The organism is Vibrio hyugaensis (assembly GCF_002906655.1).
Lineage (GTDB): Bacteria > Pseudomonadota > Gammaproteobacteria > Enterobacterales > Vibrionaceae > Vibrio > Vibrio hyugaensis.
The window spans coordinates 485,340-499,463 of the sequence record NZ_CP025795.1 but is presented as its reverse complement, the minus strand read 5'-3'; the positions used below and the strand labels follow the sequence as shown (position 1 = coordinate 499,463).

Annotated in this window: 10 protein-coding genes and 1 pseudogene; 4 read left to right on the top strand and 7 right to left on the bottom strand. The window is 42.0% G+C overall.

Annotation, left to right across the window (positions count from 1 at the left end; genetic code table 11):
- Window position 1: 1 nt before the first annotated feature.
- The 3 genes and pseudogenes from C1S74_RS19480 to C1S74_RS19465 all read right to left on the bottom strand — a co-directional run bounded on the left by C1S74_RS19480 (window position 2) and on the right by C1S74_RS19465 (window position 1,731).
- Window positions 2-520: a glycine zipper 2TM domain-containing protein gene (locus C1S74_RS19480; protein WP_052437413.1), complete on the bottom strand. Its 519-nt coding sequence runs from the start codon at window positions 518-520 to the stop codon at window positions 2-4.
- A 220-nt stretch (window positions 521-740) separates the two neighbouring features.
- Window positions 741-1,007, bottom strand: a pseudogene (locus C1S74_RS19475) (GlpM family protein); the annotation flags it as partial.
- Between the two features lie 364 nt (window positions 1,008-1,371).
- Window positions 1,372-1,731 (bottom strand): hypothetical protein, encoded by a 360-nt coding sequence (locus tag C1S74_RS19465; RefSeq protein ID WP_045397045.1) that lies wholly within the window; start codon window positions 1,729-1,731, stop codon window positions 1,372-1,374.
- Between the two features lie 231 nt (window positions 1,732-1,962).
- Between C1S74_RS19465 and C1S74_RS27090 the strand changes: the two genes are divergently transcribed.
- The gene (locus tag C1S74_RS27090; protein WP_045397043.1) at window positions 1,963-2,145 is read left to right on the top strand and encodes a hypothetical protein; all 183 of its coding nucleotides are present in this window, start codon (window positions 1,963-1,965) and stop codon (window positions 2,143-2,145) included.
- A gap of 31 nt (window positions 2,146-2,176) precedes the next feature.
- Here the strand turns inward: C1S74_RS27090 and pncB are convergent, their stop codons facing one another.
- Entirely contained in the window at window positions 2,177-3,487 is a 1,311-nt protein-coding gene (gene pncB, locus C1S74_RS19455; protein WP_045397040.1) for a nicotinate phosphoribosyltransferase, read from the bottom strand.
- 391 nt (window positions 3,488-3,878) lie between these two features.
- Between pncB and C1S74_RS19450 the strand changes: the two genes are divergently transcribed.
- A complete protein-coding gene (locus C1S74_RS19450; protein WP_045397038.1) occupies window positions 3,879-4,604 on the top strand; it encodes an NUDIX domain-containing protein in 726 nt (241 codons plus the stop codon).
- Between the two features lie 32 nt (window positions 4,605-4,636).
- On the top strand, window positions 4,637-5,290 hold the full coding sequence (locus C1S74_RS19445; RefSeq protein ID WP_045397035.1) for a nicotinamidase: 654 nt from the start codon (window positions 4,637-4,639) through the stop codon (window positions 5,288-5,290).
- A gap of 111 nt (window positions 5,291-5,401) precedes the next feature.
- Here the strand turns inward: C1S74_RS19445 and C1S74_RS19440 are convergent, their stop codons facing one another.
- The gene (locus C1S74_RS19440; RefSeq protein WP_045397032.1) at window positions 5,402-5,866 is read right to left on the bottom strand and encodes an ankyrin repeat domain-containing protein; all 465 of its coding nucleotides are present in this window, start codon (window positions 5,864-5,866) and stop codon (window positions 5,402-5,404) included.
- 100 nt (window positions 5,867-5,966) lie between these two features.
- On the bottom strand, window positions 5,967-7,481 hold the full coding sequence (katE1, locus tag C1S74_RS19435) for a catalase KatE1 (RefSeq protein ID WP_045397029.1): 1,515 nt from the start codon (window positions 7,479-7,481) through the stop codon (window positions 5,967-5,969).
- Window positions 7,482-8,004: 523 nt separating this feature from the next.
- Between katE1 and C1S74_RS19430 the strand changes: the two genes are divergently transcribed.
- Window positions 8,005-8,361, top strand: coding sequence for a VOC family protein (locus C1S74_RS19430; protein WP_045397027.1), 357 nt, complete (start codon window positions 8,005-8,007; stop codon window positions 8,359-8,361).
- Between the two features lie 780 nt (window positions 8,362-9,141).
- On the opposite strand, the gene C1S74_RS19425 is transcribed toward C1S74_RS19430, so the two are convergent.
- Complete coding sequence (locus tag C1S74_RS19425; protein ID WP_156145313.1) at window positions 9,142-13,488, bottom strand: Ig-like domain-containing protein; 4,347 nt, start codon at window positions 13,486-13,488, stop codon at window positions 9,142-9,144.
- Window positions 13,489-14,124 lie beyond the last annotated feature (636 nt).

Genomic DNA, 14,124 nt, shown 5'->3' with positions numbered 1-14,124 from the left:
ACTATTGCGGTAGTAACACTTTGCCATCTTGAATTGGGAATGTCTTACCTGTTGGTTTACTTTGCATGCGGACTGTTGTAGGTGTGCCAGCAACTTCATAAGTCACATCGTAACCCGCTACCTTCTCAGAGGTGGTGTATTCTGTGTGACATTGCTTCTCAGTTGACGTTACTACATCGCCTTGCTGTACATTGTCTTGAATCTTACGACCTGTCATTGCACCTGCTACTGTACCTGCGGCGGTTGCAATCACTTTACCAGAACCGCCACCGATTTGGTTACCCAATGCCGCACCGGCTGCTGCACCACCAACCGTACCAAGGATCTTGTTGTTGTCAGTTGGCTCAACTTTGTGAGTCACAACCACATCCTTACATACCTGATGTGGGTTCTTCACTGTTTCGGTTACTGCTTCTACCAACGTGATGTTTGCTTCTGTTGGTGCTGGTGGTGTTTTATCCTTACAGCCTGCTAATACTGCTACAACCGCAGTTGCGATTGCGATAGATTTCATATTCATAGTTTACTTCCCAGTATGGTTATCTTTGTTTGGCGGTATAGTAAATCTAGAAGAAAAATTCACATCAGGTGAAAACAAACACTCGGTCATTAGCAGGTTAAAAAACGGCGTTTTATAAACGGAGTGTTAGGAAACGCTCAGGTTAAGGTCAATCAGAGCCAGATCACATCAGTTTGAGCTATGATTTTTACGTAAGCTACAACGTCAAGTTGGGCAAACTTTACGCAGGCACCATCCATCGCACCCAAAATGCTAACAGCATGATCGCAAACATCACCCAAACCAAAATTGCAGCGGAGAGTGTACCGACAAGACTCAAACGGTAACTGAAGTAAAAGACTGAAATCAGATACGCCGCATAAGGAATCAAAGAGTAAATACCGAACAATGCCGTTTGGCGCAGCGCTTCCATATCTCGTTCACTGCCAACAATGAAATGCACAATCAAAACGAAGGTCGGAAACAGAGGCACCCAACCTGCAATATATACCCAAGTGACTTCAAGATGCAGGTTTCAGAGCTTTGTCACTGATTCGAGCTCAAGGAGAGCATCGCAGTGTAATAACTGGTTATGTCCAAGAGGTTCGACGATGAAATCGGTTCAGTGATAAGCTCCCAAAGGGCGAGTTGCCTTGGCTCGCATACTTTGTTGACGATTTTTGATTTAGAGTCACTAGATCTTCAAATCGTCGCCGCATCTGCAAACCAAGTCATTCTCGCTGAACCAAGCATCTCGAGGTTACTTGGGTATAGAAGCTTTTTGATTTCGAGAGCATGGCAATGATCAACACAACGCACGCGCCAAGCATCGATTTAAGAAAGAGACTACTCATTGACGTCTTTTGTACTGGTTAAGCTAAGCTCAAGAATAACTCGTCATCCGTCAGATATTTGTGACGATGGCTTAGCGCTCGCAAGTGCATAAACATAAAGTCAGGAAAGCCCGGCGCAATGATGTTGTTTGGTTCCCAGAAGATGCCACCCACAAACACATAGCGTCCTTGTTTTTCGTCTTCATGCAACGGGTTATTGATTGGCGTAGTGAGCTCAGCACGACAGCCTTCTACCACACAAACAATTTGCCCTTTGAAAATCCCGATAACACGTTTAACAAGATTGGCTTTAATGCCGCACTTCCATGCTTGGCGTGTCGCCCATTCATAACCATGTTTGTTTATTGCTTTTTTCTGCAAATGCACAACCAAATTCATCATTCATTCCTGATCTGACCTTTGCTTGTACTATAACCAAATCGCCTTTTGGGTTTGCCGATATAAATTTGTCGAAACCATAGAAGATAAAAATTAAGAAACGAGAGCGCTACAACAATTCGCCTTTTACTTAACGACTTTTAGGATTTTTCTGACATCAAAAGCAGGAGCATGTTGCATAAAATATAACCAAATTTATAAAAATAATGATAGCGAGAGTAAAGGTGATGTATGGCTTTTGATAATTACTGGGATAAGGTACGCGAAAGGCACCTGAAAAGTATCAACCTTGAAGGGTTGATTATTAAGAGGATACGCGCGAACACTGGGAGTAAACGCCTTCCCTATCGCACAAAATGTGGCGCACTATGCGAAATAAAATACAACGAGAGTTGCGCTACAGAGAAAGAGTGATGAGAAAGCATCACTCTTATACATCGATAACTTAAGCGTCGATAAGGTAGTTGTCGCCTTCGTCTTCGAGGCGATCGATCAAAACACGGCACTCATCAAGATCGAGGGGCTGTTCAAAACGACGCTTCAAATTCATCAAAAAGAAAATATCTTCACACATCGCTTTCTCTGGCTCATCACTGATTTTCGCCACTGGTGAGCCATTGCATGACACCATCTTAATAACAATAGACAGCGGCTTGTAAGCGACACCTTGTGCGTTCGTGTAATCACCCATATCGTTCGCTAACGACGTACCAATACCAAAACTCACTTGAACGCGACCTTGGAAGTGTTCGCAAATATCCAATGCTTGGTCAAAGTTCAAGCCGTCTGTAAATACCAAGGTTTTGGTCATAGGGTCGATGCCAAGCGATTGGTAATGTTCAATCATCTTCTCGCCCCAAGTGTAAGGGCAACCGCTGTCATGACGGACACCAGCGTAAGCATTGCTGAGTTCTTCATCGAAGTCTTTTAAGAACGCATCAATACCAATGGTGTCAGTTAGCGCAATACCTAACGCGCCGTTAAACATCTTTTGCCAACGCTGCAACGCTACCTTTTGTGAATCACGAACATTCACTAGCGCTTGGTGCCCCATAAACCATTCGTGTGCCACCGTACCAATTGGCGTGAGGTCGAGCTCTTTCGCCAAATGGTAATTACTGGTTCCAGTTAGGCAATCAGGTAACTCTTTGCTCAGGTACTGCAGCATTGAGCGCTGTGCTTGGAAAGAGAAACGACGACGGGTCGACATGTCCGCAAACTTGAAGTTAGTGATGTTACGGCGTTTCAGTTCTGCTTTAAGACGACAAACTTTCTCTTCTAGAACGGACTGGAATTGCTCGACTGGAATCTCTGCCCAACGTGCACGGCTACGCACTTCAGACACAATGCTCATGATGATGGTTTCGTAGAGAATGGTTTCTTTCCAAAGACCATTGATGGTAATACGCAATTGGCTCGTACCATCCGCCATGGTTTTAATATTGAAAGAAACGTCACGTTGAGGGTTAAAACGAAACACATGCAGAGCGTCAACAAACTCAGGGCTGAGATAAGGCGCGACGCCTTTCATGTACTCGATTTCTTCTGCAGAGAAGGTGATATCTTGCAGTTTAAGTACTTCGGCTTTCACCTCTGGCAGTAGCTCAGACAAGTCTTCTTCACTGCGCACTATGAATTTGTAGGACACCATCGCATCAGAATAGAGCGCTGCAACAGCACTCATCATATTCACTTTGTATACGTCAAAATCTAACGCACTTTGGATGATGCGAGACGAAAATAAATTGGTGGTCATTCGGAGCCCTTCTACACGCCCTTTTTCGTTTATACCTAAATTCCCTCAGCGCGGTGCAAACCGTATCTTATTGTTTTCCCAACGAAGTCGGCGGGAAGTTCTCAACAAGGCAAACTTGGGTATATAACTTGTTGTTACTAACTAAATTGCGTAAACAATAAACACCCTCTTAGGGTTTGTCAACTTTTGTTACTAACTACTCTTTTTTATAAGGTTTTTCTGTGTAAATTTCACACACCCACTGTGGATAACATAAAACATATAAGCACTTCTTTGCTTAAAGCAAATCGAACTAGATTACTCGCTACGTTTCTAACAATCGGTTACTTACCCATTGATTGACTACTTGTTATGCGCTAGATTACTTACAAATTAATCTCAGGACTTAATCATGATCGTAACCGTCGACATCATTCCATTCAGACTATCTGGCTGCGCCGATAAAGGGTTGGAAGTGTTGCTGATCAAGCGTTCGAATCCAGAGCGTCCTTACCATGGTGTATGGGCTTTACCCGGCGGATTCGTGTTTGATAAAGACATGACCCACGAAGGTGGACGCCCAGCAGACGAGAACTTTGAAGCGGCACGACGTCGTATCTGCCGTGAAAAAATCCACACCTACCCTCGCCACTTTAGTGAAGCTTTTGTCGATGGCGACCCAAAACGCGATCCTGAGGATTGGAGCCTGAACATCACCCACTACGCCTTGGTTGACCGTAACAACAAAGAACAGATCGATAACGCTGGCGTACCAGAATGTCATCTAAAGTGGTTCCCTCTACAAGCGATTCTCGATGGAGAAGAAACGCTCGCTTTTGACCACCAAAAGATGATTGAGAAAGCATGGCAGAAGCTGCGCGCCTCTATCGAATACACATCAGTACTGCTGTTCGCACTTGATAAAGAGTTTTTGGTTGCCGACATCATTGCGGCGTATCAAGAGTTCGGTATCGACATCAGCCGAATGACAATCAAACGTCGACTGGTCGATTCTGGCGTACTTAAAGCCACCAACAAAGTTGCATCTACGAACAAAGGTAAAGGCGGAAAACCCGCGATGGTATATACCCTTGCTAGCGACGAAGTGACCTTTTTTCAAAACTGTTTGCGTGGTTAACGCAAGCACAAAAGACAGACAAGGAGTCTGCCATGACCGTTAAAGTTAACTACCAAACCACCGCAGTGATTGACGTGGATCCTGAGAAAGGCTTCACCGAGCTTTGTCCTGAAGAACTGCCAGTGACAGGAGCACTAGAAATCGTTCCTGAGCTGTTAAAAAACCACACCAAAGGCCGCTTAAAAATGGTCAGCCGTGACTTACATCCACCAAAAGCCGCATGGGACGCAGAGACGCCAGCCAATATGCTTGAGCCAGTAGGGCTACCAAACGTCGACATTAAATGGAATCGCCACTGTGTGCTTGGCACTACAGGTGTTGAGTTACTTGATGGTTTGCCTGCTATTTTGGATTACGACTTTCAAGTCAACAAAGGCATGGACCCAGACGCACACCCTTACGGCATCTTTTTCCATGACGTAACCGACACCAAAACCACTGGTGCAAATGAGTTCCTTAAATTCAATAACATCGATACGGTTGTGATTGGTGGTTTAGCGCTCGATTTCTGTGTGAAGAAATCGGTGACGCAAGCTCTAGACTTAGGTTTCAAAGTGATTGTTAATCTAGCGTCTAGCCGCGCAGTATTACCTGATACGGTCGATACCGTTATCACAGAGATGGAAGAGAAAGGCGCGGTATTCGTCAGCAATGCCGATGACATCATCGTGGAAAACTTCGCGTAATTCGTTTGGCTCTCATCGCCTTTTGTTAATAAAGAAAACGGTCCAGTTTATCTGGAACGTTTTTTGTTTGTGGCGTCTAAGAAAAGGGAATGCTTAATCACGCCACAAAAATTAGTGCTGAAGCGATTTCAGCACATTGGATTGGCCATAGATTTCAGCAAATTCTTTCAGATTCAATCCTGCTTTGTTACGCAGTTCGGTAGAACAATCAGCTTGATAGAGATCCTTCGCGATGCTGATTTCGCGTTTAATAAGTGCCCCCATCAAGGCCGTATTGCCTCGCTTATCCTGTAAACACGCATTAGCACCAGAATCGAGCAGCAAACGCACAGTCTCTTTATTTCCCTGATAAGCAGCAACCATTAATGCGGTATAACTTTGGTTGTTGCGTTGGTCGATTGGGAAGCCTTGAGAAACAAATGTATCAACCACTTCATTATTGCCAATTCGCGCTGCGTCAAAGAACAGTTCAACCAAAGATTGATATTCCTCTTCCAGTTTGTCTTCGGCAGCCAATAAGCTGAGTGAGAAGCACAAAGAAAAAAGAACGGAACTGAGCAAAAATACAGTTTTCATTTACCCATCCTCACTTACATAATTTGAAAATGACCCACGGGAGCCCTGATTTTCGGGCAGAAAAGAGCAGATAAATCTCCCGCAGGTCAAAACTTAATGCTTACATCATCGCTTTGTTTTTCACTTGCGTGAGATTAGTGTCGGTCGCTTCAGCAAGGCGCGAACCGTACTCCTTATCTGCGCGATAGAAGTAGCTCACCATGGTTTCCTTAACGTCTTTATCCATCACCTTGTTCAGGTCACCCGCTAAGTTGGCAATCAAATCGCTTTGGTCTTGCTCGTTCATGCTGCGGTACAACACACCCGCTTGGTAGAAGTTGCGAGGATTGCTGATCGCTTTTTGTTGAACAGTGCCAACCAACTTGGTTTCAACCACTTTAAATTGCGTATCTTCTGCCAGCGCCAATTTACGGCTTGGTTCGTAGTTCACATCACCATTGCCTTTCTTCGCGTTGTTGCTCAATCCATCTTGGTTATGATTGTTCACTGATGCTGCAGGACGGTTTACTGGCAGTTGGAACAAGTTCACACCCACACGGTACAACTGTGTATCTGCATAAGCGAACAAACGACCTTGTAGCAAACGGTCTTCCGACGGTTCAATACCAGGAATCAGATTCGAAGGCGCAAATGCCGACTGTTCAGTGTCTAAAAAGAAATTTTCTGGTAGGCGGTTCAATGTCATTGTGCCAACTTTTTGATCCGGTACATTGAGCCACACTTTGGTTGCATCAAGGCCATTGTAGTCCAGCTTGCTCAAGGCTTCTGGCGACAATACCTTCACGTAAAGATCCCACTTAGGGTAGTTACCACGCCCAATTTCTTTATAGAGATCATTAGTTAGATGATTGAAGTCTTTACCTTGCATTGCTACTACTTCATCAGGACGAAGACTTTCAATACCCTGCTGGCTCTTCCACTGGAACTTCACATAGTTCACATCACCTTGCTGGTTAATCCACTTGTAAGCGTGAACGCCAAAGCCATCCATTGTGCGGTAGCTCGCTGGCGTACCTAGGTTACTGTAAACCCAAGTCAGCATGTTGGTCGCACTCGGCTCGTGACTGAAGAAATCAAAAAATCGATTTGGGTCTTGTACATTCGTTACCGGTGACGGTTTTAAAGAATGCACCATATCTGGAAACTTAATCGAATCGCGGATGAAGAACACAGGCAGGTTGTTCCCTACCAGATCCCAGTTACCCTGTTCAGTATAAAATTTAGTGGCAAAACCACGAGGATCACGAAGTGTCTCTGGTGAGCCTTTCGAGTGAATAACGGTCGAAAATCGAACGAAAACAGGAGTTACCTTTCCTTTGTTAGTAAAAGGAGCGGAAACCGTTAAGTCACTAAAATCACCAGATGCAACAAATTCACCATGAGCACCCGTACCACGAGCATGTACAACACGCTCAGGAACACGTTCTCTAGCAAAACGCTGCAATTTTTGGATCAGATGAACGTCTTGCAACAATACACTACCGTTTTCACCTGCTGTGATGGAATTCTGGTTGTCACCGACTGGTGCACCATTGTCTCTTGTCAGGGTTTGCGCCTGTAGAGATGTGCTGGCTAAACCAACTGTAATTAATAAAAAGCTTTTTGACATCTGCATGGTTGCTCTCCAATGCGTGCAAACCATTTAACCAGTCGAGTGGTCAATGGATTTTCAAAAGCTCTTTTCTGCCCAAAAAGAATATATCTTTAATGATTACATTTGTTTAATGGGAAATAACGATAGATTTGATAGGGATAATCTATGAGACCTCTTAATTTTCATCAACCTGATTAATAAATTATATACCCAAGTGACTTCAAGATGCAGGTTTCAGAGCTTTGTCACTGATTCGAGTTCAAGGAGAGCATCGCAGTGTAATAACTGGTTATTTCCAAGAGGTTCGACGATGAAATCGGTTCAGTGACAAGCTCCCAAAGTGCGATTTGCCTTGGCTCGCATACTTTGTTGACGATTTTTGATTTAGAGCCACTAGATCTTCAAATCGCCGCCGCGTCTGCAAACCAAGTCATTCTCGCTGAACCAAGTATCTCGAGGTTACTTGGGTATAGACTCGGTTCGAGAATCTCAACGGAAGAATCATTACACTGACAAAAAACACTACGATCAAAAGGACACCATGATGCATCAACATGAAAAGTTAAATTACGTTGAGTTCGGCACGCCAGACATCAGCGCAACCAAGCAGTTTTTCGAGCAAGTTTTTGGGTGGAGTTTCGTTGATTATAGTCCTGAGTACAGCGCATTTTCTGGTCAAGGATTGGATGGTGGCTTTTATGTAGCAGAACAGGCCAGCCAAACCGCAAAGGGCGCGGCTCTGCTTGTGTTCTATAGCTCGGATATTCACGCTACGTTAGCCAAAGTTGAGAAGTTCGGTGGACAAGTGATTCGTCCGATTTTTGAATTCCCCGGTGGTTGCCGTTTTCATTTCACTGAACCAAGCGGGAACGAGTTTGCGGTATGGTCTGAAAGTCATTAATTAATGATGAGTAAAACATGAAAATTTTAAAGCGTTGGTTTATCACCTTCCACTATACCCATAAGCTCTCGCTCTTTTAAGAGAGTCAAACCCGTCATCATCTGATAAGTTATTTTTTCATATATTCATCCTTTAATTGAAATTGTATGATTCTGAATTTTTATTTTCACTTTTATTTTATAAGTTTGAAATTCAAATTGTAAATGGCAAGCTAGAGGTGCTTAGGTTGCCATTATTAATTTACTAGAAAGAAGTCATACATATGTATATTGATGTAAATGACATTGATATAAAAATTGCGCTATGCAATACATTAGACTTGAGTAACCTCCCTCGCTCTATAGCCACTCTCATCATTATAACAACAGCTGCAAACCATATTAGTGCGAGCATAATAGACTCTAATGGGTAACTGGTAATCAACCCATTAACCGGTTCATAAGACCTTAAAAACAAAGATGCAACATTCATAGAAATGACGTTCAAAATAATGAACGAAGTATTAAAATCAGATTTTTTAAATTTCATTTTTATTTGTAAATTAGATTAAGAAACCATTATTTATCGAAGAATAAAGGTGAATATTGATTAATCAAATAAAGGTGAGCAATAATGCTCACCCATTATTAATTCATCTCGACAGTAACTATGGCAACAATTAAAGCACAGTGTAGACCTAAATTAAGTCACTTACCGCTTCCTTTAATTTTTCCATTCGAAGCCTTATTGATATAGGCTGCTGTACTTTTTATTTCCAAGCACATTAGCCTATATCCATAGTTACTCAACTACGTTGAAGTCTTCACTATCCAGAAATTCACCATATTGAGAATAGAAATACACCGTTACAGGTCCTACAGATTCTCCTTCTAAAACAAGACCATAGTCATTTTCACTTAATATTTTAACGTTGTTGTTACTCGGCGCAGCTTTCGTGCCACTCAAAAGGTCATAGTAGACGTCATGATCTAATAGATGAAAACCTCGCCTGATGATTAATTCAACGCTTTCTCCAACTTTAATTTCATCGACTTTACTCCAGTCCCCTGTGCCTATCCATAAACCAGAGGTAATTCTACTATCTGCACTAATTTTTCTCTCCGCTTGATAAAGTTCACCATTGAAGTAGATACTTCCAACAAACTCAGTGAATGCGTATTCATTGAAGTATTCTTCCTTATAAAAGAATCTAAAACCTTGTAATGTTTGCTCATAAGGCAACTCAGAAGACTTTATCGTCCATGCAACATCCTCATATGGGTAAGTGATTGTAGTAGCATTACTTAAAGTCATCGTTATATAAGGTTTATGGTAAGCATCAAGAATTAATTCACCTAGAGAATTTGTTCGTAAAAAATGAAGAGTCGTGTTTTGTACCGTTACAACCTCTTCAACTTGCAATACTATATTTTTGGTAACACTCAAGCCTTTATAATAAGCAGTTAACTCCAGACTTCCAGATTTAATAGGGTAAAGCGTATCACCTTGAATATCGATTAAATCGTTAGATGTTGTGCTGTACGTAACTGAACCAGCTTTTCGAGTTTGGCCGTCAGTATAGCTAACCGTCACATTAGGTTTAATGTGATCACCTAAAAAGGTACTTACTATTGGCTCAATATCAAGTTCAATCGAATATATTGGATTATCTGGAACGGTGACTTCAATAACATCCGAGTTAACTAGCCCGTCAGAAGAAACAGCCTTAACGTAATACGTACCTGATTGGAGAAAGCTCACTTTGGCAGTAGAGCTAGAGTCTGTTTGTTCGACGGCATAATAGTCTGCCCCTAGAGGCACTCCAGTGATATTACTCACGCTAATAGTACAAGTCATACAAGGCTCGCTAAGCCCATTATCTACTTGGCTATAGATATTAAATTGATAACCGCTGTCAGTAATCAGATAGTTGTCGAGATCCGAGTTTAGTGCAGTGAGTGTTAAGCTTGTAACTTTGTCAGAAGTAACTTCAATAGCCACAGAGTTGGTTACTTCATCTATGTCATTCAGCTTTGCATAGACCTCACCAGATAACGCCTTGATTATCAGTGCTTCACCTAAAGAATTGCTATCTAGCATAGCACCATAAAAAGTGACAGATGAGAGATCAGTAACCTTATCTCTTAGACCGGAAGCGTAGTTTTTATACAACGTATATTGAATTTTATCGCCAACTTTGTAATTCGCTCGCGCTAACTGTAATTCAACATTCGTGAGAGTCATATCGACTCCACCTACTTCAACATCAAAGCTCGTGACTGGAGTGCTGCCTAGCTCAACATTACCATCCACAACGTTGGTACTGTAGCCGTTCAGCGTAAAGTTAATATTATCTTCCTGAATATGAAGTTTGTTACCGACTAGTGCGACACTAGAATCTTGAGGTAAGACTTCCCACACCATACTGTTATCAATAGCATTGCTGCCATCTTCATAATGCAGCGTTACATTTAAATCTACGACTCCTTTACCTGGTAACTTTACATTTTGTCCACCACGTACCGTCTCTCTTCCGATTTCAACGCTTCTCGAATTAACAGGAATTGGGGAGGCAACCGTTATATTTATGCTATGTTCAAAATCACCATAACGAATACTTAAACTTTCCTCACCTTCTTCCTCAAAGTAAAACTCACCTACCTCGTTACTAGGGGAAAACTTAATATTGCCATTTACATTCCAATTAACTAAATTCGATATATCCCTATTGACCAGAACACCATCAACATTATAAACACCAATCGCTTGGAAACGAGCAGTGTTACCTTCCATTGCTGGTATATCTGTAATCGCTACAATTTTAATATTATTTAGAGAACCTCCTTCTACTTCTATAGCAGGTGCAGATGCAACGGTAAAATCTAGAACATTACTATGGATCTCACCTGTCGGCGTTATGTAAAACGCTTGCAACGTTCCCTCACCACCACTATTACCAGTTACGGTCATACTGTTTTCATCGAAATTAACGGTACCTTGGCTAGTCCACGTTATATTATCTTCTTGAAGAACCGGAATTTCCTCACCCAAACTACCGACTTTCATGATAGATATTTTGGCTTCCGTTTCACCTTCAATCAAAGAGGGTTTATCTGCAGAAATTTTCACACCTGTAATATTGGATACAACGTTTACGATCACCGACGCAGTCTTAGTGACAAAATTGTGCGTGTAACTTGCTTCAATCGTTGCGGTACCGACAGCCTTAGTGGTAATCACACCGCCGTTAACTGTCGCTATAGTTGGGTCGGTTGAACTCCATACTATATTACGGTTGTCAACACTCTCTTCACTTCCATTGTAAGTCGCTTGCACGGTTAATGTTTTTTGACCACCAACTGACAGGGTCACGTCGTCAAGATTTAAATCAATACGTTCAAGTTGACGTTCCTCGACTTTCAACTGAACTGGGTCACTCATGGTACCTTGATACGTTGCAGTTATGTCTGTCGTTCCTAAATCTCCACTGGCGGTAATATATCCATTGACGACTGTCGCAACACTAGTATCAGACGAATACCAAATAAGGTTATTATTATCTAACAGCCTTTCTGTTCCATCGGTATATTTGACGATTACACTCGCCTCAGTACCCTCACCTTTTGAGATGGCTTCTTGCTCTAATGTCACGACTACTGCACTTGCTTTTTTGTACAATATGTTTATTGATGCAGAAGCTTGGTATTGAGGATCACTTTTCAACGTAGCAGTTACAACGACTTCCCCTTCTTCAAGTGCAGTCACGGTATTCTGAGAAACAGAGACTAACGCGGGCTTATCAACCGTTAAGCTATACTCTTCTGCAGATAACATCATGCTATTGCCGTTATCAAAGTGAGCGGTAACTTCATACTCTGTGCTTTCACTTACCGCCAATTTGACGTTTTCAGGGCTAATGGTAAGGTGATTTAACGCACTGTCCCTTACAACAATTGACGTAGTTGCCACTAGGTTGCTGTTAAGCGATGCTTGAACGACAGCTTCACCCACCTTCAGGCCTGTTACTAATCCATCACTAGACACTTTGACCACTTCATGTCCAACAATGACTTCCCATGTCGCAACATCAGTGACCTCAAATTCAGTTAACTCTCCCCAAGTCATCTGAGCAGTAAGCTGCAATGGCCTGTCCATCACCATTTTGTGGTGGCCAATATCAGGTGTAACAATAGACACTGAAGCGACGTTCTCGTCACTCGCTGCAACTACAACAGTTGAACTTGATATATCTTGATATTTGGCTGTGACATAAGACATCCCCTCTGTTACGGTACTAAAAATATTACCTTTACGCTCTACAGAAGCCCCCTCAATCTGATAAGTCGCTTCCTCCAAAACACGGTCATGACCATCAGAGAAAATACCAAGCGTTACTATTTCAGCTGATACACCAATAGCGGATTCGATTAGCAATGGAAGGGGTCTGTTGTCGCTTTCACTAGCGACTACAATAAAATCTAGCATCGCATCTGTTACGGTAACTTTCGTTTGAGCTGATTCCCCCTCATACTCTGCAGTCACCACTGCCGAGCCGACGCTTTTACCAATGACCTCACCATCGACTATAGATACAATGCTTTCATCAGAGATGTTCCAATTCACTTCTTCTGACATTAGCTCTCTTGTCAGCCCATTCGAATATGACACTGTCGCGATAAGTTTTTCCTTAAAACTTACTGGTAACGTCAACTCAAAAGGCGTTAAACTAAATGCCGCGACAGGTGAAGATAATACACTTACAGAAATAGGATTTGAGGAAACCGAATTATATTTAGCTATCACTGTTACAGGTTGTTCAGTTTTACTTTTCGTAATCAGAGAACCGGTTTCAGCTACAATATCGAACGCAACATTTTGGTATTCGAAATCAACATCGCTTAAGGGGATAGATGACTCTTCTCCTGTATCATTATCTAAAGAAATAACCTCGACCGAAACTTCTTGACCAACATAAAGATTTACTTCTTCATGCTTTCCGTTAATTAGTAATTTTACAGAAGTATCATCAGAACCACTATTACTATTATTAGAAGTATCACTATTACTACCATTACAAGCGGACAATAAACTTACCGTAATAAAGGCTAATATCCACTTTAAAACACTCTGTTTTATACTACCATTCATAATATATCTTCTCTATTCTCGCTCTGCCTAAGCTACCCGCAGTTGCCTTTAGGTAAAAATTGCAGTGGATACTATTACCATTAGAAAATAATAATCTTGAACTTCACTATAAACATCTGAAAATATGAATATTCTTACAAACAATCAAGAACATACAAAAGCAATGAGTTATGTTATTTGATATATATCCAAGTGACTTCAAGATGCAGGTTTCAGAGCTTTGTCACTGATTCGAGTTCAAGGAGAGCATCGCGGTGTAATAACTGGTTACTTCCAAGAGGTTCGACGATGAAATCGGTTCAGAGACAAGCTCCCAAAGGGCGAGTTGCCTTGGCTCGCATACTTTGTTGACGATTTTTGATTTAGAGCCACTAGATCTTCGAATCGTCGCCGCGTCTGCAAACCAAGTCATTCTCGCTGAACTAAGCATCTCGAGGTTACTTGGGTATACATAAAACGCACTTTGCCATGTACCTCTTTTGTTTTTTAGACTCAAAAGCGATGCTTGAACGTTTATACAAAGGATTAGATGTCATTTTCACCTAACGCGACTAAACGGCAATGAGTTCGGAGTGTGGTTTGAGGGCTATTAGTTCCCCAGTCACTTTCGGAATGAGCATTGTATTTCTGGTTGAT

Coding starts and splice junctions, on each gene's coding strand:
- C1S74_RS19440 (WP_045397032.1), bottom strand. CDS start 5,866: ATGAAAACTGTATTTTTGCTCAGTTCCGTTCTTTTTTCTTTGTGCTTC.
- C1S74_RS27090 (WP_045397043.1), top strand. CDS start 1,963: ATGGCTTTTGATAATTACTGGGATAAGGTACGCGAAAGGCACCTGAAA.
- katE1 (WP_045397029.1), bottom strand. CDS start 7,481: ATGCAGATGTCAAAAAGCTTTTTATTAATTACAGTTGGTTTAGCCAGC.
- C1S74_RS19480 (WP_052437413.1), bottom strand. CDS start 520: ATGAATATGAAATCTATCGCAATCGCAACTGCGGTTGTAGCAGTATTA.
- C1S74_RS19425 (WP_156145313.1), bottom strand. CDS start 13,488: ATGAATGGTAGTATAAAACAGAGTGTTTTAAAGTGGATATTAGCCTTT.
- C1S74_RS19430 (WP_045397027.1), top strand. CDS start 8,005: ATGCATCAACATGAAAAGTTAAATTACGTTGAGTTCGGCACGCCAGAC.
- pncB (WP_045397040.1), bottom strand. CDS start 3,487: ATGACCACCAATTTATTTTCGTCTCGCATCATCCAAAGTGCGTTAGAT.
- C1S74_RS19445 (WP_045397035.1), top strand. CDS start 4,637: ATGACCGTTAAAGTTAACTACCAAACCACCGCAGTGATTGACGTGGAT.
- C1S74_RS19465 (WP_045397045.1), bottom strand. CDS start 1,731: ATGAATTTGGTTGTGCATTTGCAGAAAAAAGCAATAAACAAACATGGT.
- C1S74_RS19450 (WP_045397038.1), top strand. CDS start 3,879: ATGATCGTAACCGTCGACATCATTCCATTCAGACTATCTGGCTGCGCC.